At 72.2% G+C, this 24605-nt stretch carries 26 protein-coding genes, 1 tRNA gene and 1 pseudogene; 20 read left to right on the forward strand and 8 right to left on the reverse strand.

The genetic code is table 11. The features are described from left to right. The first annotated feature begins 34 nt into the window (after window positions 1–34). Window positions 35–352, forward strand: coding sequence for a helix-turn-helix transcriptional regulator (locus K313_RS0115665; protein WP_029212408.1), 318 nt, complete (start codon window positions 35–37; stop codon window positions 350–352). Beyond that, the gene (locus K313_RS0115670; protein ID WP_029212409.1) at window positions 349–1563 is read left to right on the forward strand and encodes a type II toxin-antitoxin system HipA family toxin; all 1215 of its coding nucleotides are present in this window, start codon (window positions 349–351) and stop codon (window positions 1561–1563) included. Before K313_RS0115665 ends, K313_RS0115670 begins: the two co-directional genes overlap by 4 nt. A 65-nt stretch (window positions 1564–1628) precedes the next feature. Here K313_RS0115670 and K313_RS0115675 read toward each other — a convergent pair whose 3' ends face one another. Next, window positions 1629–2255 carry an alpha-ketoglutarate-dependent dioxygenase AlkB gene (locus K313_RS0115675; protein ID WP_034253654.1) on the reverse strand — a complete coding sequence of 209 codons (627 nt, stop codon included), beginning with the start codon at window positions 2253–2255 and terminating at the stop codon, window positions 1629–1631. Between the two features lie 63 nt (window positions 2256–2318). Here K313_RS0115675 and K313_RS0115680 point away from each other — a divergent pair, with 63 nt between their 5' ends. The 6 genes from K313_RS0115680 to K313_RS0115705 all read left to right on the forward strand — a co-directional run bounded on the left by K313_RS0115680 (window position 2319) and on the right by K313_RS0115705 (window position 7939). After that, the gene (locus K313_RS0115680) at window positions 2319–2873 is read left to right on the forward strand and encodes a GNAT family N-acetyltransferase (RefSeq protein ID WP_029212410.1); all 555 of its coding nucleotides are present in this window, start codon (window positions 2319–2321) and stop codon (window positions 2871–2873) included. 86 nt (window positions 2874–2959) lie between these two features. Further along, the gene (gene recO / locus K313_RS0115685) at window positions 2960–3688 is read left to right on the forward strand and encodes a DNA repair protein RecO (protein ID WP_029212411.1); all 729 of its coding nucleotides are present in this window, start codon (window positions 2960–2962) and stop codon (window positions 3686–3688) included. A 52-nt stretch (window positions 3689–3740) separates the two neighbouring features. After that, window positions 3741–4574, forward strand: coding sequence for an isoprenyl transferase (locus K313_RS0115690; protein WP_051274174.1), 834 nt, complete (start codon window positions 3741–3743; stop codon window positions 4572–4574). A 127-nt stretch (window positions 4575–4701) separates the two neighbouring features. Further along, window positions 4702–6126 (forward strand): argininosuccinate synthase, encoded by a 1425-nt coding sequence (gene argG / locus K313_RS0115695; protein ID WP_029212413.1) that lies wholly within the window; start codon window positions 4702–4704, stop codon window positions 6124–6126. Window positions 6127–6460: 334 nt separating this feature from the next. Next, the gene (map, locus tag K313_RS0115700) at window positions 6461–7237 is read left to right on the forward strand and encodes a type I methionyl aminopeptidase (RefSeq protein WP_029212414.1); all 777 of its coding nucleotides are present in this window, start codon (window positions 6461–6463) and stop codon (window positions 7235–7237) included. A 228-nt stretch (window positions 7238–7465) separates the two neighbouring features. Continuing rightward, entirely contained in the window at window positions 7466–7939 is a 474-nt protein-coding gene (locus K313_RS0115705; RefSeq protein WP_029212415.1) for a PaaI family thioesterase, read from the forward strand. Between the two features lie 78 nt (window positions 7940–8017). On the opposite strand, the gene K313_RS0115710 is transcribed toward K313_RS0115705, so the two are convergent. The 3 genes from K313_RS0115710 to K313_RS0115720 form a co-directional block, all read right to left on the reverse strand. Then, window positions 8018–9250: an aminotransferase class I/II-fold pyridoxal phosphate-dependent enzyme gene (locus K313_RS0115710; protein ID WP_029212416.1), complete on the reverse strand. Its 1233-nt coding sequence runs from the start codon at window positions 9248–9250 to the stop codon at window positions 8018–8020. Beyond that, window positions 9247–10749 (reverse strand): sodium:solute symporter family transporter, encoded by a 1503-nt coding sequence (locus K313_RS0115715; RefSeq protein WP_029212417.1) that lies wholly within the window; start codon window positions 10747–10749, stop codon window positions 9247–9249. The genes K313_RS0115710 and K313_RS0115715 overlap by 4 nt, the downstream gene beginning before the upstream one ends. Window positions 10750–10813: 64 nt before the next feature. Then, window positions 10814–11107, reverse strand: coding sequence for a DUF6703 family protein (locus K313_RS0115720; protein ID WP_029212418.1), 294 nt, complete (start codon window positions 11105–11107; stop codon window positions 10814–10816). Between the two features lie 30 nt (window positions 11108–11137). Here K313_RS0115720 and K313_RS0115725 point away from each other — a divergent pair, with 30 nt between their 5' ends. From K313_RS0115725 to dusB, 6 genes are all read left to right on the forward strand, one after another. Beyond that, a complete protein-coding gene (locus tag K313_RS0115725) occupies window positions 11138–12508 on the forward strand; it encodes a glycine--tRNA ligase (RefSeq protein ID WP_029212419.1) in 1371 nt (456 codons plus the stop codon). 90 nt (window positions 12509–12598) lie between these two features. After that, complete coding sequence (locus tag K313_RS0115730) at window positions 12599–12859, forward strand: DUF2277 family protein (RefSeq protein WP_029212420.1); 261 nt, start codon at window positions 12599–12601, stop codon at window positions 12857–12859. 138 nt (window positions 12860–12997) lie between these two features. Continuing rightward, window positions 12998–14143 (forward strand): LLM class flavin-dependent oxidoreductase, encoded by a 1146-nt coding sequence (locus K313_RS0115735; RefSeq protein ID WP_029212421.1) that lies wholly within the window; start codon window positions 12998–13000, stop codon window positions 14141–14143. Beyond that, complete coding sequence (locus tag K313_RS0115740; protein WP_029212422.1) at window positions 14140–14814, forward strand: CE1759 family FMN reductase; 675 nt, start codon at window positions 14140–14142, stop codon at window positions 14812–14814. Before K313_RS0115735 ends, K313_RS0115740 begins: the two co-directional genes overlap by 4 nt. Before the next feature lie 10 nt (window positions 14815–14824). Further along, window positions 14825–15463, forward strand: coding sequence for a phosphatase PAP2 family protein (locus K313_RS22605; RefSeq protein WP_029212423.1), 639 nt, complete (start codon window positions 14825–14827; stop codon window positions 15461–15463). Window positions 15464–15667: 204 nt separating this feature from the next. Then, window positions 15668–16855, forward strand: coding sequence for a tRNA dihydrouridine synthase DusB (dusB, locus tag K313_RS0115750; RefSeq protein WP_029212424.1), 1188 nt, complete (start codon window positions 15668–15670; stop codon window positions 16853–16855). A 39-nt stretch (window positions 16856–16894) separates the two neighbouring features. On the opposite strand, the gene K313_RS0115755 is transcribed toward dusB, so the two are convergent. Then, the gene (locus tag K313_RS0115755; RefSeq protein ID WP_034253645.1) at window positions 16895–17761 is read right to left on the reverse strand and encodes a sulfurtransferase; all 867 of its coding nucleotides are present in this window, start codon (window positions 17759–17761) and stop codon (window positions 16895–16897) included. A gap of 91 nt (window positions 17762–17852) precedes the next feature. Between K313_RS0115755 and K313_RS0115760 the strand changes: the two genes are divergently transcribed. From K313_RS0115760 to K313_RS21410, 3 genes are all read left to right on the forward strand, one after another. Continuing rightward, window positions 17853–19118 carry a deoxyguanosinetriphosphate triphosphohydrolase gene (locus tag K313_RS0115760; protein WP_034253668.1) on the forward strand — a complete coding sequence of 422 codons (1266 nt, stop codon included), beginning with the start codon at window positions 17853–17855 and terminating at the stop codon, window positions 19116–19118. Window positions 19119–19180: 62 nt separating this feature from the next. Then, window positions 19181–21088, forward strand: a complete 1908-nt coding sequence (gene dnaG / locus K313_RS0115765; protein ID WP_034253671.1) for a DNA primase — start codon at window positions 19181–19183, stop codon at window positions 21086–21088. Continuing rightward, entirely contained in the window at window positions 21088–21633 is a 546-nt protein-coding gene (locus K313_RS21410) for a hypothetical protein (RefSeq protein WP_029212428.1), read from the forward strand. Before dnaG ends, K313_RS21410 begins: the two co-directional genes overlap by 1 nt. 85 nt (window positions 21634–21718) lie before the next feature. Here K313_RS21410 and K313_RS0115775 read toward each other — a convergent pair whose 3' ends face one another. Beyond that, complete coding sequence (locus K313_RS0115775; protein ID WP_029212429.1) at window positions 21719–22240, reverse strand: DUF1990 family protein; 522 nt, start codon at window positions 22238–22240, stop codon at window positions 21719–21721. Between the two features lie 137 nt (window positions 22241–22377). Here K313_RS0115775 and K313_RS0115780 point away from each other — a divergent pair. Next, a tRNA-Asn gene (locus K313_RS0115780) sits at window positions 22378–22453 on the forward strand. A gap of 112 nt (window positions 22454–22565) precedes the next feature. On the opposite strand, the gene K313_RS0115785 is transcribed toward K313_RS0115780, so the two are convergent. Beyond that, window positions 22566–22961: a VOC family protein gene (locus tag K313_RS0115785; protein ID WP_029212430.1), complete on the reverse strand. Its 396-nt coding sequence runs from the start codon at window positions 22959–22961 to the stop codon at window positions 22566–22568. A gap of 9 nt (window positions 22962–22970) precedes the next feature. Then, window positions 22971–23825: a transporter substrate-binding domain-containing protein gene (locus K313_RS0115790; protein WP_169516852.1), complete on the reverse strand. Its 855-nt coding sequence runs from the start codon at window positions 23823–23825 to the stop codon at window positions 22971–22973. Window positions 23826–23936: 111 nt separating this feature from the next. On the opposite strand from K313_RS0115790, the gene K313_RS0115795 reads away from it, so the two are divergent. Next, complete coding sequence (locus K313_RS0115795; protein ID WP_029212432.1) at window positions 23937–24182, forward strand: DUF1206 domain-containing protein; 246 nt, start codon at window positions 23937–23939, stop codon at window positions 24180–24182. A gap of 18 nt (window positions 24183–24200) precedes the next feature. Continuing rightward, window positions 24201–24605, forward strand: a pseudogene (locus K313_RS0115800) (IS5 family transposase); the annotation flags it as partial.

Here is a 24605-nt window from a genome sequence, read left to right on the forward strand (position 1 = left end):
GTCAGATCTGGCCCCGTGTTGCTAGTTTGGCTGTATGACGAGCCCGACGCCACGCTCCGTCACCCGCGCTCTGGCGAGCCTGGGGGAGTCGTTGCGCGGCTGGCGGGTGCTGCAGGGACTGACGGTGGCCCAGGTCGCCGACCGCGCAGGCATCTCGGAGCGCACCGTCAAGCGCCTCGAGGCCGGTGAGGGTGCGGCGCTGGAGCACGCCCTGCGGGTGGCCCGGGCGCTGGGTGTGCTCGACGAGCTCGTGGCGTCGGTCGATCCCCTCCGCAGCGACGTGGGACGGCTGCGTGCGGAGGAGCTCCTGCCGCGGCGGGTGCGACGCCGGGCCGGAGCGGGGGAGCCGTGATTACCGTCGAGGTGTGGCTCGACCCCGACGTGCGGGTGGGGACCATGCACGTGCACCAGGGGCGCGGGGCCGAGTCCCTCACCTTCACCTACGACCCGGGCTACTTCGCGCGCGAGGGCGCCTATGCGCTCGAGCCCGGTCTGCCGTTGCGATCCGGTGGGTTCCACAGTGCGGGGAGGTTGTTCGGCGCCTTCGCGGACAGTGCGCCCGACCGGTGGGGGCGGACGCTGGTGCGGCGCACCCTCGCCGAGGCGGCTCGCGAGGCCGGCGAGACGCCCCGTCAGCCGGGGGAGTCCGACTTCCTGCTCGGCGTGCGCGACGACCTGCGGCAGGGCGCGCTCCGCTACCGCCTGCCGGCGGACCCGCCGGGCAGCTTCCGGGCGGGGGCGCAGGACGGCGTGCCCGTCCTCACCGAGCTCGGCACCCTGCTGTCGCTGGCGGACAAGGTGCTGTCCGACGAGGCCGACCTGGGGGAGCTGCGGCGGCTCGTCGGTGCCGGGTCGTCCCTCGGCGGGGCACGCCCCAAGGCCCACGTGCGCCTGCCCGGAGGGGCGGTCGGCATCGCCAAGTTCCCCGCGGACCGGCACGACGACTGGAACGTCATGGCCTGGGAGAAGGTCGCGCTCGACCTGGCCGCCGCGGCGCAGGTCGTCGTGCCGCCGTCACGGCTCGTGGCGGTGGGCGGCCGCGACGTGCTGGTCGTGGAGCGCTTCGACCGGCGGGGCGCCCACCGTCTCGGCTACGTCAGCGCCATGACGATGCTCGAGGCCACCGACGGCGACCGCGCGACCTACCTGGACATCGCCGAGGTGGTCGAGCAGGTCTCGCCCCAGGCGCGCGAGGACATGCACCAGCTCTGGCGACGCGTCGTCCTCGGCGCCCTGATCAACAACACGGACGACCACCTGCGCAACCACGGCTTCCTGCGCGAGGGCGACGGGTGGGTGCTCTCGCCGGCCTTCGACCTCAACCCGACGCCCTTCGCCGGCCCCTTCGCCACGGACGTCGCCGACCCGGGCGACGGAGGGTCGATCGAGGCGGCGCTGGACGTCGCGGAGTACTTCCGCCTCGGGGCGGCCGACGCCGCGCGGATCCTGGACGAGGTCCGGGCCGCCGCGAGCGGGTGGGACCGCGCAGCGGCGTCATACGGCATCGGCGAGCGCGAGCGAGCCCGCATGGCAACGGCGTTCACCTCGCCCGACCAACGATGATCGTGGGGGTTTCGTCCAAGGACGTTGGACGAAACCCCCACGATGTCGGTGGAGTGGGGGGAGGGTCAGCGGACGCCGCGGGGGCGGAACTGGATCGAGATGCGGGGGCCGGTGGCGGAGGTCGACTTCGGTATGGCGTGCTCCCACGTCCGCTGGCACGAACCACCCATGACGACGAGGTCGCCGTGACCGAGGGAGAACCGGTGCGCGGTGGGGCCACCCCCGCGGGGCCGCAGGGCCAGCGTGCGTGCCGCCCCCACCGAGACGATGGCGACGATCGTGTCGTGAGTGGAGCCGCGACCGATCGTGTCTCCGTGCCAGGCGACCGAGTCGGCGCCGTCGCGATAGAGGCAGAGCCCCGCGCTGGTCAGGGGCTCGCCGAGCTCGGGCAGGTAGTGCGCCGACAGTCGGTCCCGGAGGTCGTCGAGCAGGGGGTCGGGCAGCGTCTCGCGCGAGCCGTAGTACTTCGTGAGGCGCGGGACCGCGACGACGTTGTCGTACATCTGGCGCTCCTCCGCGTGCCACGGCACGACCTCGACGAGGCGGTCGAAGAGCTGGCCGGAGCCCTGCACCCAACCGGGCAAGTGATCGACCCAGGCGCCCCGCGTCAGCTCCGTGCGCTGCATCCCGTCGAGGGGACCCGGCGCACACTCCTCCGCCAGGTCGAAGATGGAGCCCTGCAGTCCGATCATGCGTTCGATCATAGCGCCGAAAACTCCCTCGGCGCCGTCTCTTCGCGTCGCTACGGTGGCCGCATGGAGCTGCTCACCCCCACCCTGCGCACCGATCGCCTGCTGCTGCGCCCGTTCGCGGCGTCCGATGCCGACGACCTGACGGCCCTGATGAGCGACGCGAGGGTGCTGGAGTACTGGGACTCACCGCCCTGGACCGATCCTGCCCGCGCCGGGGTCTTCCTCGAGCGCTGCCGCACCATGGCCGAGCAGGGCAGCGGCATCCGGGTGGCCGTCCAGCGTCTCGAGGACGGGGCCTTCCTCGGGTGGTGCCTCTTCGTCGACTGGGACGACACCTTCCGCAGCGCCCGGCTCGGGTACTGCTTGACCCAGACGTCCTGGGGCCACGGCTACGCCACCGAGGCCTCCCGCGCCGTGCTGACCTGGGCGTTCGACGCGCTGCCGCTCAACCGGGTGCAGGCCGAGTGCGACACCCGCAACCCCGCGTCCGGTCGCGTGCTGGAGAAGCTGGGCTTCGTCCTGGAGGGGACGCTGCGACAGGACTGCATCGTCGACGGCGTGGTCTCGGACTCGTGGGTGTACGGCCTGCTCGCCGAGGACTGGCCCGTGCGTCGCTGACCGGTCGCCGGCCTGAACGCACCGGGAGGGTGTCCGGGTGGGTGTCGGGGAGTGACCTGCGGGCGGGAGCAGGGATGATGGGGGTGATGGCGCTCTATCGGGATCAGGCGGTGGTCCTGCGCACCCACAAGCTGGGTGAGGCGGACCGCATCGTCACCATGCTCTCGCGGCGCCACGGCAAGATCCGCGGTGTGGCCAAGGGCGTGCGCCGCACCAAGTCCCGCTTCGGGGCCCGGCTCGAGCCGTTCATGGTCGTGGACGTCCAGCTCTACCAAGGGCGTTCGCTCGACACCGTGACCCAGGTCGAGACGCTGGGTGCCTACGGCGACACGATCATGCGCGACTACGGCGCCTACACCGCGGCCAGCGCGATGGTCGAGACCGCCGACCAGCTCACGGTCGAGCACGAGCCCAACGCCCAGCAGTTCATGCTCCTGGCCGGCGCGCTGCGCAGCCTCGCGGTGCACGAGCACGACAGCGGCCTGGTCATGGACGCCTATCTCCTGCGCGCGGTCGCCACGGCCGGCTGGGCGCCGAGCTTCGACGAGTGCGCGCGGTGCGGTGCGCCGGGCCCGCACCGTGGCTTCAACCTCGCCTCCGGCGGTGCCGTATGCCGAGACTGCCGCACCCCGGGGTCCGCCGCACCCAGCCCCGCCACGATGATCCTGCTGTCGGCGCTGCTGTCGGGCGACTGGGAGACCGCCGACTCGAGCGAGGTGCGGCACCGGCGCGAGGGGGCAGGGCTGGTCGCGGCCTTCGTGCAGTGGCACCTCGAGCGCGGGGTCCGGTCGCTGCGGCTGGTCGAGCGCACGTGACCAGCGCATCCAGCAGGTCGATCCGAGCTATCAGAAGGAGCAGGTCGTGGCGCTGAGGTCCCGTCGAGCCGAGCCCCGTCGAGCGGAGGCGTGGAAGGGTCAGGTCCGGCCGCCGTTCCCGCACCCCTCCGGCGCCCGGCCGCCCGGCATACCGCGCGAGCTCGTCCCCAACCACGTGGCCGTCGTCATGGACGGCAACGGTCGCTGGGCCAACCAGCGGGGCCTGCCGCGCACCCAGGGTCACGAGGCGGGGGAGGCTAGCCTGCTCGACGTGGTCGCGGGGGCCATCGAGATGGGGATCCCCAACCTGTCGGCCTATGCCTTCTCCACCGAGAACTGGCGCCGCAGCCCGGACGAGGTGCGCTTCCTCATGGGCTTCAACCGCGACGTGATCCACCGCCGCCGCGACCAGCTGGCCGAGTGGGGCGTGCGGATGCGCTGGGTCGGCCGTCGGCCGCGCCTGTGGTCCAGCGTCATCAAGGAGCTCGAGCACGCCCAGGACCTGACCCGCGACAACGACGTCCTGACGCTGTACTTCTGCGTGAACTACGGCGGTCGCGCCGAGATCGCCGACAGCGTGCGGCGCATCGCCGAGGAGGTCGCGGCCGGCCGGCTGTCGCCGCGCGGCATCGACGAGCGGACGATCGCGCGCCACCTGGACTACCCGGACATGCCCGACGTCGACCTGTTCCTGCGGTCCTCGGGGGAGCAGCGCACGAGCAACTTCCTGCTCTGGCAGAGCGCGTATGCCGAGATGGTGTTCCTCGACACGCTGTGGCCCGACTTCGACCGGCGGGACCTGTGGCGCGCGGTGCAGATCTATGCCGAGCGGGACCGGCGCTACGGCGGAGCGGTGGACAAGCCGGGTGAGGACGCCGCTCGCTGAGGTGGCGCGGCACCGGCGGCGAGCTCGTCTCGTGCTGCAGCGCGAGACAGGTGCGGCAGCGCGAGACGCCGGGCTGCGGCATACGAGCAATTGTGCATAGCCATGCAGCCGCCCGTATGATGACCGTATGCCCAAGGTTCTCACCTCCCTCCCCATCGGCCGGCGCGTCGGCCTGGCGTTCTCCGGCGGCCTCGACACCTCCGTGGCGGTCGCGTGGATGCGAGAGAAGGGCGCCGTGCCCTTCACCTACACGGCCGACATCGGCCAGCCCGACGAGCCCGACATCGACGGTGTCCCCGGCCGCGCGATGGAGTACGGCGCCGAGGCCGCCCGCCTCGTCGACTGCCGACCCCAGCTCGTCGAGGAGGGCCTGGCCGCGCTGACCTGCGGCGCGTTCCACATCCGCTCGGGCGGTCGCTACTACTTCAACACCACGCCGCTCGGCCGCGCCGTCACCGGGACGCTGCTCGTGCGCGCCATGCTCGAGGACGACGTCCACGTGTGGGGCGACGGATCGACCTTCAAGGGCAACGACATCGAGCGGTTCTACCGCTACGGCCTGCTCGCCAACCCGGGGCTCAAGATCTACAAGCCCTGGCTGGACGCGGACTTCGTCGACGAGCTCGGCGGGCGCAAGGAGATGTCCGAGTGGCTCTCCACGCGTGACCTGCCCTACCGCGACGCGACGGAGAAGGCCTACTCCACCGACGCCAACATCTGGGGCGCCACCCACGAGGCCAAGACCCTCGAGCACCTCGATACCGGCCTGGAGTCGGTCGAGCCGATCATGGGCGTGAAGTTCTGGGACCCCTCGGTCGAGATCGAGACCGAGGACGTCACGATCCGCTTCGAGTCCGGCCGGCCGGTCGCCATCAACGGCGAGGGCTTCGCGAGCGACGTGGGGCTGGTCCTCGAGGCCAACCGCATCGGTGGACGCCACGGCCTCGGCATGTCCGACCAGATCGAGAACCGCATCATCGAGGCCAAGTCGCGCGGCATCTACGAGGCGCCGGGCATGGCGCTGCTCTACGTCGCCTACGAGCGGCTGCTCAACGCGATCCACAACGAGGACACCCTCGAGACCTACCACGAGATGGGGCGCAAGCTCGGTCGCCTGATGTACGAAGGCCGCTGGCTCGACCCGCAGTCGCTCATGATCCGGGAGTCCGTGCAGCGCTGGGTCGGCTCCGCCGTGACCGGCGAGGTGACGCTGCGCCTGCGCCGTGGCGAGGACTACTCGATCCTCGACACGCAGGGCCCCGGCTTCAGCTATCACCCGGACAAGCTGTCGATGGAGCGCACCGAGGGCGCGGCCTTCGGTCCCGTGGACCGCATCGGCCAGCTGACCATGCGCAACCTGGACATCGCCGACTCCCGCGCCCGGCTCGAGCAGTATGCCGGGATGGGGCTGCTCGGCGTCGCTCAGGGCAGGCTGATGGGAGAGCTCGAACCCGGTGGGGCCGACCGCATCTCGCGCGACCGCCGCTACCTGGAGGCGGACGAGGACGTGGAGAGCCTGGACCACGCCGCGATCGAGTTCGGTGTGGACTGACGACGAAGGCGTGAGGATCCGACCGAGGGACGAGGGAGGCCCGGAGCGTCGAGGAGTCGGTCCCGAGGGTGTGGACTGACGACGAGGCTCGTTCACGCCAGCTGCCTCGGCGGGACGTTCCGGTGCCCGTGGCGGCGGCTGGTGTCCGTGGCGAGCTGCAGCACGCCACGGGGGCTGGTGGGTGCCGCGGCGGATGGCCGGGCCGACGGGGGACGGTCGCCGAGACGGGGGACGGCCGTATGCCGGGGCCCGGGAGGCGGTGGGCGCTGCGGCATACGGCCGGATGCGCACGCGCCTGCACCGGCATCGAGCATCCGGATGAGAAGGTTGACGGGTGATCGAGTACAAGACGCCGGCCGAGGTCCAGGCGATGCGTCCGGCGGGGGAGTTCGTCGCCCGGGTGCTCGCGACGCTGCGCCGCGAGGTCGGCGTGGGGACGGACCTGCTGGACGTCGACGCGCGGGCGCACGAGCTCATCCGGGAGCGCGGGGCGACGAGCTGCTACCTCGACTACCACCCGAGCTTCGGCGACTCGCCGTTCGGGCACGTGATCTGCACGAGCGTCAACGACGCTGTGCTGCACGGACTTCCGCACCGCTATCGGTTGCGTGACGGGGACCTCGTGACCCTGGACTTCGCCGCGTCGGTGGACGGATGGGTGGCCGACAGCGCCATCAGCTTCATCGTGGGCGAGGCCGCGCCGGCCGACCTGGAGCTCATCGACACCTGCGAGCGGGCGCTGACCGCGGCCATCGACACGGCGCGCGTGGGCCAGCGGCTCGGCGACGTCAGCGCGGCCATCGGGGAGGTGGCGGCGGAGGCGGGCTACGGGGTCAACACGCAGTTCGGCGGTCACGGCGTCGGTCGCACCATGCACGGCGAGCCGCACATCCCCAACGACGGGCGTGCTGGACGCGGTCTCGGGCTGCGTCCCGGCCTCGTCATCGCGATCGAGCCCTGGCTCATGGCCACCACGGACGAGCTCGCCAAGGACCGCGACGGGTGGACGCTGCGCAGCGCCGACGGCTCCCGCACCGCGCACGTCGAGCACACGATCGCCGTCACCGAGGACGGGCCGCTCGTCCTGACGGACCGTCGGAACCTGGCCTGACCCCGCTGCACCACCGGCCTCGGACCTCGGACCTCAGGCCCTCGGACCTCAGGCCCTCGGACCTCAGGCCGCGGACCTCGGACCTCGGACGTCAGGCCGCGGCCTGACGCTGGCGGCGACCGTATGACGCCCCCGCGCCACCGCTCGGCGACCCACCGTGGGGGCGCGCGGGCGGCATACGGCCGACGTCCCTAGTCTCGGGGTGACCGACACGAGAGGGGCAGGGCGATGAGCGACGGCAGGGCGTTCCAGGACGGCTATCCCGAGGACGTGGCGCACTGCTACGGCTGCGGGCGGCTCAACGAGACGGGGATCCGGCTGCGCAGCTACTGGGACGGCGAGGAGACGGTGGCGCGCTACACGCCGCGGCCGGAGCACACGGCGATCCCGGGCTATGTCTACGGCGGGCTGGTGGCGTCGCTGATCGACTGCCACGGGACGGGCTCGGCGGCGGCCGCGGGGTCGCGGGCGGCGGGGCTGGACCCGGCGACGGAGCCGCTGCTGCGCTACGTCACGGCGAGCCTGCAGGTGGACTACCTCGCGCCGACGCCGATGGGGGTCGAGCTGGAGGTGCGGGGCGTGATCGAGCAGGTCAAGGGGCGCAAGGTCGTCGTCGAGGAGACCGTGTCGGCGGGGGAGTCGGTCGTGGCTCGCGGGCGGGTCGTGGCGGTGCAGATGCCGCAGTCGATGGCGCCGGCCTAGGAGCCGGTCAAGACCCGCCGCCGGTAAAGGCATCAGCCTGGGGGACGAAGGCCGGTCGATGCCTTTACCGGCGGCGGGTCAGGAGAAGAGGGGCATGCGCCCGATCCGGTCGAAGGCCTCGGCGCACCGCTCGACCGACACCGTCATCGCCAGCCGCAGGTAGCCCTCGCACGAGTCGCCGAACGCCGTCCCCGGGATCGTCAGCACGTGCGCCTCGTCGAAGATGCGCGAGGCCACCTCCGCGCTCGGCAGACCGGTCTCGGTGACGTTGACCCACAGGTAGATCGACCCCTTGGGGCGCAGCGCCGACATCCGCGGCGTCGCGCACACCCGCTCCCACGCGTAGCGCATCCGCTCGGCGTAGAGCTCCTTGATCGGGGGCTGGATCTCGTGGCGGCGACGCAGCGCGTGCAGGGCGGCGCGCTGCGAGATCGCGGGGGCGGTGAAGACGGCGTTCTCGTTGACGTCCTTCATCGTCCGGACGATCGCCGGGGGAGCGATGGCGTAGCCGATGCGCCACCCCGTCATGACGTAGTCCTTGCTGAACGACCCCAGCACGATCGTGCGCTCGGCCATGCCCGGCAGCGTGACGATCGGGAGGTGGGGCTCGTCGTAGGAGTACAGCGGGTAGATGTCGTCCGCGATCACGAGAAGGTCGTGGCGGCAGGCGATCTCGGCGATCGCGTCGAGCGTCTCGCGGGAGAAGCAGGCACCGGTCGGGTTGGTCGGCGAGTTGAGGACGAGCGCGCGCGTCCGGTCGGTGATCAGGGCCTCGAGGCGCTCCGGCGAGACCTGCCACTCCTCGTGCTCGTAGGTCGCAAGGGCCACGGGCACGCCTCGCGCGAGCCGGATCTGGTGCGGGTAGGGCGTGAAGTAGGGCTCGTGGATGATCACCTCGTCGCCGTCGTCGAGGACGGACTCGAGGGCGAGCCACATGCCGTGGCAGGCGCTGGTGGTGACCAGCAGGTCGCTGAGCGGCCGCTCGTGGGAGTACTCCTCGGCGTAGAAGTCGAGGATCGCCCGTCGCAGCTCCGGGTCGCCGTAGGTGTCGGTGTAGTGCGTGTGCCCGGCCTTGGCGTCGGCGGCGGCCGCGTCGATCACGCCGGCGTCGGTGGTCAGGTCGGGGTCGCCGAGCGCGAACGAGATCGAGTCCGGGTGGCGGCTCGCCAGGTCCACGGCCGAGCTCATCGGCGTGGACGGCGCCCCGCGATAGCGCGAGCTCACGAGCCGGTCGGGGTCGGCGGAGCCATCGGCCGTATGCCGTCCCCCGCCGCCTCGCGGGGCCGGGGTCTGCGAGGGAGCGGGCGTCATACGGGCAGCTCCTCGATGTCGGCGAGGTCGGGGTCGACGTTGGGGGCGATCTTGTCGCGGTCGACCAGGTGGACGACGACGTAGGACACGAGGCCGAGGGCCATGCCGATCATGATCGGGTAGTTGCCGCCGATGGAGTAGTCGGCCGCCCCGCTCACCCGGCCGTAGACCATGGTCGACGCGACGCCCAGGAAGCTGAGGGCGAGGCTGACCAGGCCGGCGCGCGGGCTCACCCGCTTGAGGACGAACGCCGCGAAGACCGGCACGAACACGCACCCGGACAGGAAGGCGTAGGACAGGTCGAGCGCCTTGAAGATGTCCTCGATCACGACCGACAGGGCGATGATGACCACGCCCAGCGCGAGGGCGATCCCGCGGTTGATCCAGACGTCCGTGGCGGTGTGCACGTGACCCTCGGCGTCGGTGCGGGCCTCGTCGATCTCGGCGTGCTTCTGCCCGCGCACGAAGCGCAGGTAGAGGTCGTTGTAGACGACGGTCGAGGCCGCGAGGATCGTGCCCGACGCCACGGACATCGCGGCGGCCATGGCGGCGGCGAGCAGCAGGCCGGCGATCCCCATCGGCAGGAAGCTCACGACGCCGACCTCGAAGACCAGGCCCGGCTTGTCGACCTTGATGCCGGCGGCGAGGACGGCCATGCCGAGCAGGACGGCCGCGAGGGCGTAGACGATCGAGTAGATGCCGGCGGCCAGGGTGCCCGTCTGGGCGACCCGTGAGCTCTTGGCGGTGAAGACGCGCTGCCAGATGTCCTGGCCGATCACCAGGCCGGGGACGTAGAGCAGGATCCAGTAGAGCGTGCCCATGCGGCCGTAGCCGCCGAGGTCCCAGTGCGAGGCGGGGACCTTGTCGATCAGGCCGCCGAGGCCCCCGACACGGTCGTCCGCCAGGACGAAGATCGGGGCGAGCAGCAGGATGCCGAGGGTCTTGATGACGAACTGCACGATGTCGGTCAGCGTCACCGACCACATGCCGCCGAGGAAGGTGTAGAAGACGACCACGAGGCCGGCGTAGACCATGGCCAGGCGGGTGTCGATGCCGAGGATGCCCGCGAGGATCGACCCCATCGCGACGACCTGCACCACCGACAGCGCGACGGTGTAGATGATGGTGAGGACGGCGCCGAACACGCGGGCCGTGGCGCCGTAGTTGCGCTCGATGACCTCGTTGATCGACAGCGCCCGCAGCCGGTTGAGCTTGGAGCTGACGAGCATGCCCAGCAGGATCAGGCCCATCCCGAGCGAGCCACCGACCCACAGCCCGGCGATGCCGTCCTGGTAGCCCTTGCCCGTGCCGCCGACGGTGACCGCGCCGCCGACCGCCATCGCCGCCATGCACGCGAAGAACATCGGGAACTGCAGCCGGCGCCCGGCCACGAGGTAGTCCTCGCGGGTGCGCGCCATACGCATCGACCAGAAGCCGATCCCGATCATGGCCAGGAAGTAGGCGCCGATGACGGCGAGGTCCAAGGGGTGCAGTGCCACGATGACGTCCTTCGGGAGGCCGGTTGGATCGTCATACGTTATCCCGACAGACCATGCACCTCGATCAGCGGGGCAGGAGACGCACCAGGACGATCGCGACCCCGAGCAGGGCGGCCGCGATGCGGATCAGCTTGGCGTTGGTCGAGGCGTAGGGCCACGCGAGGTAGAGGAGCCAGGCGACGAAGGCCACGGCGAGACCGAGCAGCACCCAGCCGACGGCCCCGCCGACGATCGCGGCGATCACCAGCAGCAGGACCCAGACCACGGTCGTGACCCAGCCGGGGAGCCGTGACAGGGCGGCGGCGGCGGGGGTGCTGGCACGTTCGAGGGACTGGCGCAGGGGGGTGGTCTCGGGCACCGCACCACCTTACCGACTAGATTTCGCTCCATGACCCAGCCCCGGTCGACCATCGACGACGTCCTGTCGCTGTGCAAGCGCCGGGGCTTCGCCTACCCCTCCGGCGAGATCTACGGCGGGACCGGCGCCTGGGACTACGGCCCCCTCGGGGTCGCCCTCAAGGAGGCGATCCAGCGTCAGTGGTGGCGGGCGATGGTGCAGCTGCGCGACGACGTCGTGGGGCTGGACTCCTCGGTCGTGCTGCCCGCGGCCGTATGGCGCGCCTCCGGGCACGTGGACGCCTACACGGCACCGGTGCTGGAGTGCGAGCGCTGCCACGACGTGGCGGCGGTGCCGGAGCTGCGCCAGGCGGCCGGCGAGGAGGGGCTGCGCCTGGACGCGATCCCGTGCCGCGCCTGCGGCGCCATGGGCTCGTGGGTCGAGGCGTCCCCGGTGACGCGGCTGGTGTCGACCCGGCTCGGGGCCGGTGCGGCCGGGGGAGAGGCGCACTACCTGCGGCCGGAGCTGGCGCAGGGCGCCTTCCTCAACTTCGCCAACGTCGTGACCACCTCCCGGCGTCGGCTGCCGTTCGGGATCGCCCAGGCGGGCAAGGCCTTCCGCAACGAGCTGTCGCCCGGGGCGTTCCCGTTCCGCACGCACGAGTTCGAGCGGCTGGAGCTGGCCTACTTCGTGGAGCCGGGCGCGGCGGCCGGGTGGCACGACTACTGGGTGGAGCAGCGGCGCGAGTGGTACGTCCGCCTCGGGGTGGACCCGGCCCGCCTGCGCCGGACCGAGCGGCCCGCGGACGACCTCGCCCACTTCGCCACGCGGGGCACGACCCTGGAGTACCACTACGGCGACCCCGAGGCCGAGTGGGGCGAGCTCGAGCGGATCGCGGACCGGTCCGACGACGACCTCGCCCGGCACTCGCACGCGTCGGGCGCGGACCTGCGCTACTACGACCAGCGGACCGGTGAGCGCTACATCCCGCACGTGGTCGAGCCGGTCGCCGGCCTGACCCGCGCGTTCATGGCCTTCCTCGTCGACGCCTACGCCGAGGACGAGGCACCGACCACCAAGGGCGGGGTCGAGCAGCGGGTCGTGCTGCGGCTGCACCCCCTGCTGGCGCCGGTCAAGGTCGCCGTCCTGCCGCTGTCGCGCCACGCGGACCTCTCGCCGCTCGCCGCGGACCTCGCCGACCGGCTCCGGCGCCACTGGATGGTCGAGACCGACGACGCGCAGGCCATCGGGCGGCGCTACCGCCGCCAGGACGAGATCGGCACCCCCTACTGCGTCACCGTGGACTTCCACACGATCGGCGACCGGTCCGTGACGGTCCGGGACCGCGACACGATGCGGCAGGAGCGCGTGGGTCTGGACGCGCTCGAGGGCTACCTGGCCGAGCGCCTCGTCGGCTGCTGAGGCCCTCGTCCGATGTCGTTGAAACTGGCCATATCGGCTAATTCGTCCGTATTCACCACCTGACCCGGGCAGCTGTGCCATCGTTGATCCATGGCCCGACAGCTACGAGCACTGCACGACGCGGAGATGAGCTCCACGTCGGCCGAGGCGCGCGCCGCTGCCCTGCAGTACGTCCGCGTCGTCACCGGCTCCGCCCGCCCGCGGCCGGAGCATCGCGAGGTCTTCGAGGAGACCGTCCTGCAGGTGGCCGTCGCCACCCAGGCGCTCATCGACCGCATGGAGTCGGCAGCCGAGGTCGAGCGTTCCCGCCCCCGTCGCGACGAGCATCAGTCGTTCGACGCCGCCGGCTGACGGCACCGCCGCCACCACCGCGCAACAGGCCCGCCCGACGACCACGTCGGGCGGGCCTTCTCGTCATACGGGAATGGATCCCCGGGGTCGTCTGTTAGCGTGGTTGAACATTCAACCAACAGCGTGGAGGAGGACCCCATGCAGTTCGGCATCTTCTCGGTCGGCGACGTCACCACGGACCCGACCACCGGTCGCACCCCGACCGAGCACGAGCGCATCACGGCCATGACGCAGATCGCCCTCAAGGCCGAGGAGGTCGGCCTGGACGTCTTCGCGACCGGCGAGCACCACAACCCGCCGTTCGTGCCGTCCTCCCCGACCACCCACCTGGGCTACCTCGCCGCCAAGACCGAGCGTCTGCTGCTGAGCACCGCGACCACCCTGATCACGACCAACGACCCGGTCAAGATCGCGGAGGACTACGCGATGCTGCAGCACCTGTCGGGCGGTCGGGTCGACCTGATGATGGGCCGCGGCAACACCGGCCCCGTCTACCCGTGGTTCGGCAAGGACATCCGCCAGGGCATCCCGCTCGCGGTCGAGAACTACCACCTCCTGCGGCGGCTGTGGCGCGAGTCCGTCGTCGACTGGGAGGGTCGGTTCCGCACCCCGCTGCACGGCTACACCTCGACCCCCGCGCCCCTGGACGGCACCCCACCGTTCGTGTGGCACGGCTCGATCCGCAGCGCCGAGATCGCCGAGCAGGCGGCCTACTACGGCGACGGCTTCTTCCACAACCACATCTTCTGGGGCCCGGAGCACACCCGGCAGATGGTCTCGCTCTACCGCCAGCGGTTCGAGCACTACGGCCACGGGTCCGCGGACCAGGCGATCGTCGGGCTCGGCGGACAGGCCTTCATGGCCGAGACCGAGGCGGAGGCCAAGCGTCGCTTCCGGCCCTACTTCGACGTCGCCCCCGTCTACGGCCACGGCCCGTCGCTGGAGGAGTTCACCACCGCGACCCCGCTGACCGTCGGCACGCCCGAGATGGTCATCGAGCGGACCCTCGCCTCGGCGGACTACGCCGGTGACTACCAGCGCCAGCTGTTCCTCATGGACCACGCCGGCCTGCCCCTCGACGTGGTGCTCGAGCAGATCGAGATCCTCGGCCGCGAGGTCGTCCCGACCCTGCGCACCGAGTTCGAGCGTCGTCGTCCGGCCCACGTGCCGAGCGACCCGCCCACCCACGCCTCGCTCGTGGCCGCCGGACCCGAGTCGCCGCACCACCTCGTCACGCCGACCGCCTCCCTCGCGTCGGCGGCCACCACGGAGGAGACCGTATGACGCGCCGCATCGTCGCCGTCACCGCCGGGCTCTCGCAGCCCTCGTCCACCCGCCTGCTCACCGACCAGCTCACCGCCGCCGTCACCGCCCAGGTGACGGCGCGCGGGGAGGCCGCCACCGTCGAGGTGATCGAGGTGCGCGAGCTCGCGACCGACCTCGCCCAGCTGATGACCTCGGGCCTGGCCACGCCGCGGCTGGACGAGGTGCGCGAGCTCGTCTCGTCCGCGGACGGGCTCGTGCTCGTCACGCCCGTGTTCAACGGGAGCTATGCCGGCCTGTTCAAGCTGTTCGTCGACGCCCTGTCGCCGGACTCGCTGACCGGGATGCCCGTCATCGTCGCGGCCACCGCCGGCACCGCCCGCCACTCGCTGGTCCTGGACTTCGCGATGCGGCCGCTGCTCACCTATCTGCGCGCCGTCGTCGTGCCCACCGGGGTCTTCGCCGCGACCGAGGACTTCGGCGGCGCCGAGGCCGGGTCGGGGCTGGCCTCCCGGGTGCGCCGCGCGGCGTCCGAGCTGGCCGCGCTGGTCGTGGCCGAGACCGGGGCGGTGGCGGGGTTCGCCGAGGGCTCGGCCGACCGGGACCGGTCGGACCGTGCCGCCCGCTCCTCCGGCGTCGGGCTCGCGCCGGTGACCCCCTTCGAGCAGCTGCTGGCGGGGCACACGGGCTAGGGTTCGGCCCATGGCTCACCCCCTCGCCCCCTGGTTGCGTCACGTCGTGCTGCCGGGGGCGGGGATCAGCGTCGGCATCGCCGCCCTCGGGCGCGTCATCGAGGGGCCCCTGCAGGGCTGGCCGGCCGAGGACGAGCTCAACCGCTGGTGCGTGCGTCACCGCACGCCCCTGGGCAACGCCCTCACCTGGGTGCCGTCCACGTATGCCGACACGCCCGCCACGATCGTCATGTCGCTGGTGTACGGCGGGTGGCTGTGGCGCGAGACCCGCAGCGTGCGCGAGACCGTCGCGCCGCTCGCCGCCATCACGGTCGAGACGGTGTGCTTCATGAGCGCTGCTCGGGTGGTCGGGCGCGAGCGTCCCGACGTGCCCTGGCTCGACAAGCCCGCCCACACCTCCAGCTTCCCGTCGGGGCACACCGGCGCCACGACCGCGATGAGCCTCACCGTCGCGCACGCCATCGCCCGCCGGGACGTGCCCGGCTCGCGCGGTCTCGCGCAGGCGATCCGGTGGGGTGTGCCGGTCAGCGTCGCCGCGTCTCGCGTCTATCGGGGGATGCACCATCCCTCGGACGTCGTCGTGGGGTCGCTGCTGGGCGCGTGGACGGCGGGTGCCGTGCGGCGGGCCCTCGGCATACCCACGCTGTAGCCCTCTCGGGGCCTCTGCCCGAGCGTCGCGCGCTCGTTGAGAGGCGACAGATGGGGGTTATGGAGGTCGGTTGACCCCCATCTGTCGCCTCTCAACGATGGGGCGGCGGCGCTGGTGGGGGTGAGGGCGGCGGGCGCTCGGCATACCGGCCCGTGTTGGCACCCGGCCACTGCACCCGGCGCGGCCTGAGACAATCGACGGGATATGACTGCTGTCCTCCCGCCCCTCGTCATCGGCCGCCACACCTATGAGTCCCCGGTCGTGCTCGCGCCCATGGCCGGGATCACCAACCGTGCCTTCCGCCGCCTGTGCCGCGAGCACGGGGCCGCCGGGCTCGCGGCGGCGGGCACGCCGGGCGCCAAGCAGCTCTTCGTGTCCGAGATGATCACCACCCGCGCCCTGGTCGAGCGCGTCCCCCTGACGATGAAGCTCATCGAGATGGACGAGGACGAGTCTCCCCGGGGGATCCAGCTGTATGGCGTCGACCCGGTCACCGTCGGGCAGGCCGCCCGCATCATAGCGACCGAGGACCGCGCCGACCACATCGACATGAACTTCGGCTGCCCCGTGGCCAAGGTCACGCGCAAGGGCGGCGGCTCGGCGCTGCCGTGGAAGACGGAGTGGTTCCGCGCCATCGTCCGGGCCGCCGTGCGCGAGGCCGCACCGTACGACATCCCCGTGACGGTCAAGATGCGTGTGGGGATCGACGCCGACCACGTCACCTATCTTGAGGCCGGCCGGATCGCCGAGCAGGAGGGTGCCTCCGCCGTCGCGCTGCACGGCCGCACCGCCAACCAGCACTACTCGGGGCAGGCGGACTGGTCCACGATCGCCCGGCTCAAGGAGGCCGTGACGACGATCCCCGTGCTCGGTAACGGCGACATCTGGTCCGCCGAGGACGCGGTGCGGATGGTGCGCGAGACGGGGTGCGACGGGGTCGTGGTGGGGCGCGGCTGCCTGGGGCGGCCGTGGCTGTTCGCGGACCTCGCGGCAGCCTTCGCCGGCGTGACCTATCGCGCGCGGCCGAACCTCGGCGAGGTGGGGGACACCATGCGCCGGCACGCGGCCTACCTCGCCGACTTCTACGAGGACGAGGGCAAGGCCTGCCGCGACATCCGCAAGCACATCGCGTGGTACCTCAAGGGATTTCCCGCCGGCCACGACGTCCGCAACCGCCTGGCCCTGGTTGACTCCCTGGCCGCGCTGGACGAGCTGATCTTGACGCTGGACCCGTCGGTGCCATGGCCGGACGAGGCCGCCGAGGGACCACGGGGGCGGGCGGGGTCGCCCAAGGCCGTGGCCCTGCCCGACGGGTGGCTGGACTCGCCGCAGATCGACGAGCGCCAGCAGCGGCTCATCGCCGAGGCCGAGCTGAGCGTCAGCGGCGGCTGAGCACCGGGGGCGGGGGCTGCGGCATACGGCCTGGACCGCTCAGGCGCCGGTCTCGACCGGCCGACTCGGGTCGGTGATGTAGTCGCTCCACGACCCCGCATAGACGGCCAGGTCGTCGCTGATGCCGACCGCCGCCGCGGCCAGGGCGACGTGGCAGGCCTGCACCCCGGACCCGCAGTAGACGCCGACGGTGCTGCCGTCGTGCACGTCGCGCCGGTGGAAGCGGGCGAGCAGCTCGTCGCGGGGCAGGAAGCGCCCCTCGTCGTCGACCAGCTCGAGCGCGGGCAGGGAGACAGCACCGGGGATGTGCCCGGCGACGGGGTCGACGGTCTCGTCCTCGCCCTTGAACCGGTTGGCCGGGCGGGCGTCGAGCAGCGTGCCGCTCTCGGCGTAGCGCAGCGCCTGGTCGGCGTCCAGCACGGTCAGGGCACCGGGCCCCACCTCGACGTCGCCCGGCTCGGGCGTGACCTCGCCGGTCTCGACGGGCAGGTCCGCGGCCTGCCACGCGCCCCAGCCCCCGTCGAGGACGCTGACCTCGGCGTGGCCGGCGTGCCGCAGGAGCCACCAGGCCCGGGACGCGGCGATCGAGCGCCAGTCGTCGTAGACCACGACCGGGCGGTCCCTGCGCACACCGGCGGCGCACAGCCCGGCCTGCAGCTGCTCGGGCCGGGGGAGCGGGTGCCGGCCACCTGCGCCGTCCGGGCGGACGTCGGCCAGGACGGTGTCCAGGTCCACGTAGGCCGCCCCCGGCACGTGGCCGGCGGCGTGCTGCTCGCGACCGTCGGATCGACCCATGGCGTAGCGGACGTCCAGGACGACGGGCCGGTGCTCGACGGGGGCACGCAACGCCTCGCCGAGCTCGTGGACCGAGATCAGGGGCAGACGGGACAACGGCGTCGTGGTCATGGCGCCAAGCCTAGGCCTCGGGCCGCGTGGAGGGGTCTGTCGGTGGGGCGCCCTAGAGTGCTGGCTCAGAGGTGAGGAGGGGTTGATCGAGATGACGCAGCAGGGACATCCGGCCTACGAGGGGTATGCCGCGGCCGACCGTGATCGGTGGGTCGGCGAGGACCCGGCGCAGAAGTCGGGGGACCGGGACGACTTCGCGCGGGACCGGGCACGACTGGTGCACTCGGCGTCGCTGCGGCGGTTGTCGGCCAAGACGCAGGTCGTGCGTCCGGGGTCGAGCGACTTCGTCCGCAACCGGCTGACCCACTCCCTCGAGGTCGCCCAGATCGGGCGCGAGCTCGGCGGCGCGCTGGGGTGCAACGCCGACGTGGTCGACACCGCGTGCCTGGCCCACGACCTGGGCCATCCGCCGTTCGGCCACAACGGCGAGCAGGCGCTCGACGAGATCGCCCAGGACATCGGGGGATTCGAGGGAAACGCCCAGACCTTCAGGCTCCTGGTGCGGCTCGAGGCCAAGCGCTTCCACCCCGGCACCGACCGCTCGGCGGGGCTCAACCTGACGCGGGCCAGCCTGGACGCCTCGTGCAAGTACCCGTGGGGACGCGGCCAGGGACCGACGGTGACCCGCAAGTTCGGGGTCTACGACGACGACCTCGAGGCCTTCGACTGGGTGCGCGAAGGGTCGCCGACGAGCCATCGGTGCATCGAGGCGCAGACGATGGACTGGTCGGACGACGTCGCCTACTCCGTGCACGACGTCGAGGACGCCATCGCCTCCGGGGGCCTCGACGTGCGCGAGCTCCACCGCGGGGCGGCGGTGGAGCACGTCCTGCCGATCGCCCGGGACCGCTACGCCAGCGACGTCGAGATCGGGTCGCTGGAGGAGGCCTACTGGCGCCTGGTCGTGCCACACCTGGTGCCGGTGACCTTCGACGGCGGGTCGCGCCGTGACCTCGCGCGGCTCAAGGACCTGACCTCTCGCCTGGTGGGGCGGTTCGCCGGGGCTGCCGAGCGAGCGACGCGGGAGCGCTACGGTCACGGTCCGCTCACCCGGTATGCCGCCAACCTGGTCGTGCCCGAGGACGTGCGCGCCGAGGTCGCCGTCCTCAAGGCCATCGCGGCGCACTACGTCATGCAGACCCGCGAGCGCGTGGACCTCATGGTGCAGGAGCGCATCGTCGTCGCGGGGCTGGTCGAGGGCTTCCTCGCGGACCCCGAGGCCCGGCTCGACCGCGAGCTGCTCGCGGACCACCGGGCCGCCGAGACCGACGGGGAGCGGCTGCGGGTCGTGGTGGACCAGGTCGCCAGCCTCACCGACGCCCGTGCCCTCGCCCTGCACCAGGCCTGGCGCGGGTGAGGGTGCCTCGTGCGCTCCGGCATACGGCCTAGACTCGACCCGACGACGACGGGGAGGTGCAGGTGGCGCTGATCAAGCCCGAGGACATCGCGCAGGTCAAGGAGCGCACTTCGATCGAGGACGTCGTCCGCGAGCACGTCACCCTCCGCAGCGCCGGGCCGGGCAGCCTCAAGGGGTTGTGCCCCTTCCACGACGAGAAGACGCCGTCGTTCACCGTGCGTCTGGCCGTCGGGGCCTACCACTGCTTCGGCTGCGGCGAAGGCGGCGACGTCATCCGCTTCGTGCAGGAGGTCGACCACCTCAGCTTCGTCGAGGCGGTCGAGCGGCTGGCGGCGAGGGCCGGCGTGGAGCTGCGCTACGAGGACGGCGAGGCGCCGCAGCGCGAGCCCGCCGGCAAGCGGCAGCGGCTGGTCGAGGCCCACCGCGTCGCGTCGGAGTTCTACGCCGAGGCGCTGCTGGCCATGCCCGAGGCGCGCGCAGGCCGAGACTTCCTGCGCGCCAAGGGTTTCAGCGGCAAGGACTGCGCGGTTTTCGGCGTCGGCTATGCGCCGCGAGGTGGCGAGCTGATCACCGACCACCTGCGCTCCAAGGGCTTCACGGACGACGAGATCGTCACGTCGGGCCTGTCGGCCCAGGGGCGGCGGGGACCCTACGACCGGTTCCGGGGTCGCGTGGTCTGGCCGATCCGCGACGTCACCGGCGACACCGTCGGCTTCGGCGCGCGGCGCATCTTCGACGACGACCGCATCGAGGCCAAGTACCTCAACACGTCCGAGACGCCGATCTACAAGAAGACCTCCGTGCTCTACGGCCTGGACCTGGCCAAGCGCGCCATGGCCCGGGACCGGCAGGCGGTGATCGTCGAGGGCTACACCGACGTGATGGCCTGCCACCTCGCCGGGGTCGAGCAAGCGGTCGCGACCTGCGGCACGTCCTTCGGCGTCGACCACATCAAGACGCTGCGGCGGATCCTGCGCGACGAGGCGGGACAGTCTCCGGCCAAGGTCATCTTCACCTTCGACGGTGACGCCGCCGGGCAGAAGGCCGCCATGCGGGCCTTCGCGGAGGACCAGCGGTGGGCGTCGCAGAGCTTCGTGGCGGTCGCGGACGCCGGGCAGGACCCCAACGAGCTGCGGCAGTCCGGCGGCGACGACGCCGTGCGGCACCTCGTCGAGGACGCCGTCCCGATGTTCGAGTTCGCCGTCCGCACCACCATCGGCCGCTTCGACCTGGAGACGGCCGAGGGCCGGGTCATGGCGATCCGGTCGGTTGCGCCGATCATCGCCGGGATCCGCGACCAGGGCCTGCGCCCGGAGTACATCCGGACCGTCGCGGGCTGGCTCGGTGTGACGGTGGAGCAGGTCGCCCACGAGGTCACCACCGCGGGGCAGGCCGCCACCCGGGTGCCGGTCTCCCCACCCGCGCACGCCCAGGCCCCCGAGGCGACGCAAGACCCCCGCAGCACGGCCCTGCCGAGGCCGGACCTGCGCGACCCCGTCGTCTTCGCCGAGCACCAGCTCCTGCAGTGCCTGCTGCAGTACCCCTCGTTGTTCGACCCCGAGGAGGTCGACGGCCTCGCCCCCGAGGCGATGGTCGCACCCGCCTACCAGCTCGTGCTGCAGGCGGTGCAGGAGGCCGGGGGACTGTCGACCGCCGTCGCCGTGTCCGGCCAGGCCTGGACCACCGCCGTCACCGAGCACGCCGACGAGGAGGTCCGGCCGCTGCTGCACGAGCTCGCCGTCGCGCCCGTGCCCACCCGGCTCGACGCGTCCACCGGCATCCCCAGCCGGCGCTACACCGACGAGCTGATCCGTCGGGTGCGCGAGGTGACGCTCCGCCGACGCATCGCCGACGCGATCAGTGCGCTGCAGCGCATGGACCCCGCCCAGCCCGGGGAGTCCCGCGCCCTCGGCATCCGCATCCAAGGGCTCCAGCGCGAGCTCGCCGTCCTCCGATCGGAGATGTCCTGATGGTGTCCTGGCCCAGGCGCGCCACCCAGCACCCCAAGACGACGCTGTCGCGGACCGAGCTCGACCGGCTCGGCCTCACCCGGCAGGACCGGGTGCTCGCCGTGCTGGAGTCGCCCTCGTCCGAGCTGCGCCTCGTCATCACCCAGCACCAGCTCGTGCTGCTCCCGGACGCCGGGACACCGGTGGCCCGCCCCTGGCACCTCGTGGACCGGGGCTCCTGGTCCCGCGAGGACGAGGCGCTCACGGTCACGTGGGTCGACGGGCCCGAGCCCTGGCGGTTCGTGCTGCCGCAGCCCGACCCCACCGCCCTCGCGGCCCTGCGGGAGCGGGTCCAGGCCAGCGTCATCACCCATCACGACGTCAAGGTCGCCCACGGGCGGGGGAGCGTGCGGGTGGTCGTCCGGCAGGAGCTGGCGACCCGTGAGGTGCTGGTGCAGACGCTCTACGGCCAGGGCGTCCCGGCTGGCGATCATGTCGTGCAGCGCGCCGTGGCGGCCGCCACCGCGGAGCTGCGCGACGCCGTGGGGCTGCCGCCGGAGGAGTGAGGGTTGCCGCCGGAGGAGTGAGGGCTGGCGCCGGAGGAGTGAGGGCTGGCGCCGGCGAGCCGAGGCCGAGCGTCGGCCGTCGCGCTCAGGCGCCGCGCGCGATCCGGCGCATCGCAGCGACGTAGCGCCGGGTGATGCCGCGCTGCACGAGCCGCGTGACCGGACCGCCGGCGCGGGACCACCACGTCGCTGGTCGGGACAGGGCCGTGATCGTGAGCCACACCCGCGGCTCGCCGTCCGCCGGACGCCCCTCGACGTGCCCGGCCGCGCCACCGCCGGCACTGCCTGCGTCGTTGCCCTCGAGCTCGACCAGGAAGGTCTCGGTGCCCAGCTCCGGGTGGCCCGGCAGGGCGTCATAGGTGAACCCCGTGCGCGTCGGGCCGCGCCATACGCGCGTGACCACGACCGGGGCCCTCAGCGACATCCTGCCGACGCCCAGGCGCAGGACCGCCCGGGTGTCCGTGCGGACGACGTCGTCAGGCGAGTCCACCGCCAGGCCGGCGCCCCGGTGCATGTCCCAGGACATCAGGCCGGCCGAGGCCCGCTCGAACACCTCGCGCCCCGCTCCGAGGAGCACGCGCTCGTCGACCCGATCCCACCTGTCCATGCCGGTCTCCTGTCCCTTGCGGCTAGCCCAAGACCAGGTGCCCGCCCGGTGAACCCATGACGACGCACGGGTGCCAGGCGGATTCGGTCGCGCGCAGAGTTGCTGCTAAAGTCTCTCTCGCGCCGCACGCGGTGCGATCCCCTGTAGCTCAATTGGCAGAGCAGCCGGCTGTTAACCGGCAGGTTATTGGTTCGAGTCCAATCGGGGGAGCCATGAGACCCCTTGTCCACGACAAGGGGTCTCGTCGTTGCTGGGGGAGTGTGCGCCCAGACCGAGCGACGCATCCCGCAGGCGCGGTGCGGCTGCCGCGGGACGGGCGGTTGGATCAGTCGGTGTCGCCGAGCAGGTCCCAGAGGTTCCCCCAGGGGTCCCGGACGACAGCGACGCGGCCGTACGGCTCGACTCGGGGTGGCCGGACGAGCTCGCACCCGGCCTGTCCGACAGCACGCAGGACGCCGTCGAGGTCCCGGACGCGCAGGAAGAGGCCGACCCGGCCGGCGAACTGCCGACCGATGGCCGAGGCCTGCTCAGGACCCTCGGCGCGAGCCAAGACCAGACCGGCCCCTCCGTCGCGGGGACGCACGACGACCCAGCGCTTCGAGCGACCGTCGGTGGTGGCGGCAGGACGATCCTCCACCAGGTCGAAGCCCAGCGTGCCGGTGAAGAACGCGATGGCCTCGTCGTAGTCGTCGACGACGAGGGAGAACAGCTCCAGGGTCACCCCGCCATGCTAGGGAGCCCCCATCGAGGTGCCGTCAGGCCCGGAGCAGCCCGTGACGGGTGAGGGTGGCGCGGGAACGTCAGCGACGACACGTGTCTTCACGAGCTGGTCGGCATACAGCCTGGACCACGATCCGTCCTTGATCGACTCCTCGAGAGCGGTCTTGACCCGTCCGCACAGCTCGGCGTCCTCGTCCTTGACGCGCAGGTAGTAGTCGATCGTGCCCATCTCGGCCCCGACCACGCGGATGGTGCCCTTGAACGGCGCCTCCGAGGCGTAGCCGCGCAGCGCCAGGCCCTCGTCGCTGACCGCGTCCACGGTGCCCTGGCGCAGCTCGGTGAGGCAGGTGGAGAGGGTGCGTCGATAGGCCAGCCGGGCACCGGGGAAGGTCGATCCCGCAGCGCGGGCCAGGTGGGTGCCGTCCACGAGGCAGACCCGGCGGCCCACGAGGGACCCGGGGGCGACCTCGCCACGCTCACCCGCGCGGACGGCGATGTCCTGACCGCCGCGCAGGTAGGGCCCGACGAGGTGGACGCCCTTGGGGGGAGTGGACCCGGTCGCATAGGCCGCGACGAGCAGGTCGTAGGGGACCGCACCCTTGGTCGGGGTCGCGCGTGGCTCCGGGACGTTGCTGAGCGTGAGGTCCTTCTTGCCGGGGTAGCCGAGTCGGGCGCCCAGGTCGCGGGCCAGCTCGCTCTCGAAGCCCGACTGGTCCCGCAGCACCCGCAGACCGAGTCCGGGGCGGTCGAAGGAGACCCCCACGACCAGGGAATCGCTGCCGCACGCCGCGGTGGCCAGGGCAGCCACCGTGGCCACGGCCAGTCCCGCGGTGCGTCGAAGACGCGGTCGTGACGTGCGGGGCATCGCGGTCCTCTCCTCGGTGATCGAGGCCAACCTATCGGCCCTCGCGCACGAACCCCGCACGGCAGGCCGGAACCGGCCACGCCGGCACCCCCGGACGGGCATCATGTGCTCATGAGCGAGCACAGGCACAGCGGGTCGGCCTCCGGCGGCGACGTGGGCGACCGGATCGAGGACGTCGCGGAGAAGGCCGGCGATCATCCCGCCACGAGGGCGGCCGTCCGGACCGGCTACGCGGTCAACGGCCTGCTCCACCTGCTGATCGCCTGGATCTGCCTGCAGCTCGCGATGCTCCACGCCACGGGTGACGCCGACCAGTCGGGCGCCCTAGGGCGTGTCTCCCAATGGCGTGTGGGGTGACCCGCGATTCTGGACAGCATGTCGCGGATGAGGGTGCTCTCGGATGCCGAGTGGGAACTGGTCGAGCCATTCATGCCGACCTCGGATGGTAAGCGAGGTAGGCGTTTTCGTGATCACCGCACGGTGGTGGAGGGGATCATCTACCGGTACCGGACCGGGATCGCGTGGCGGGACCTGCCAGGCGAGTACGGGCCCTGGCAGACGGTGTGGAAGCGCCACCGCCGCTTCGCCGGGGACGGCACCTGGGACCGTGTCCTGAGCGCGCTGCTGACTCGAGCAGACGCGGCAGAGGTCATCGACTGGCAGGTCGCGGTGGACTCCACCATCGCCCGCGCTCACCAGCACGCCACCAATACCACCCGCCTCACAGGGGGACTTGTCGAATCACAAGAATCTGCTCGTCGAGCCTGACGATCACGCGAT

It is taken from the genome of Arsenicicoccus bolidensis DSM 15745 (assembly GCF_000426385.1).
GTDB lineage: Bacteria > Actinomycetota > Actinomycetes > Actinomycetales > Dermatophilaceae > Arsenicicoccus > Arsenicicoccus bolidensis.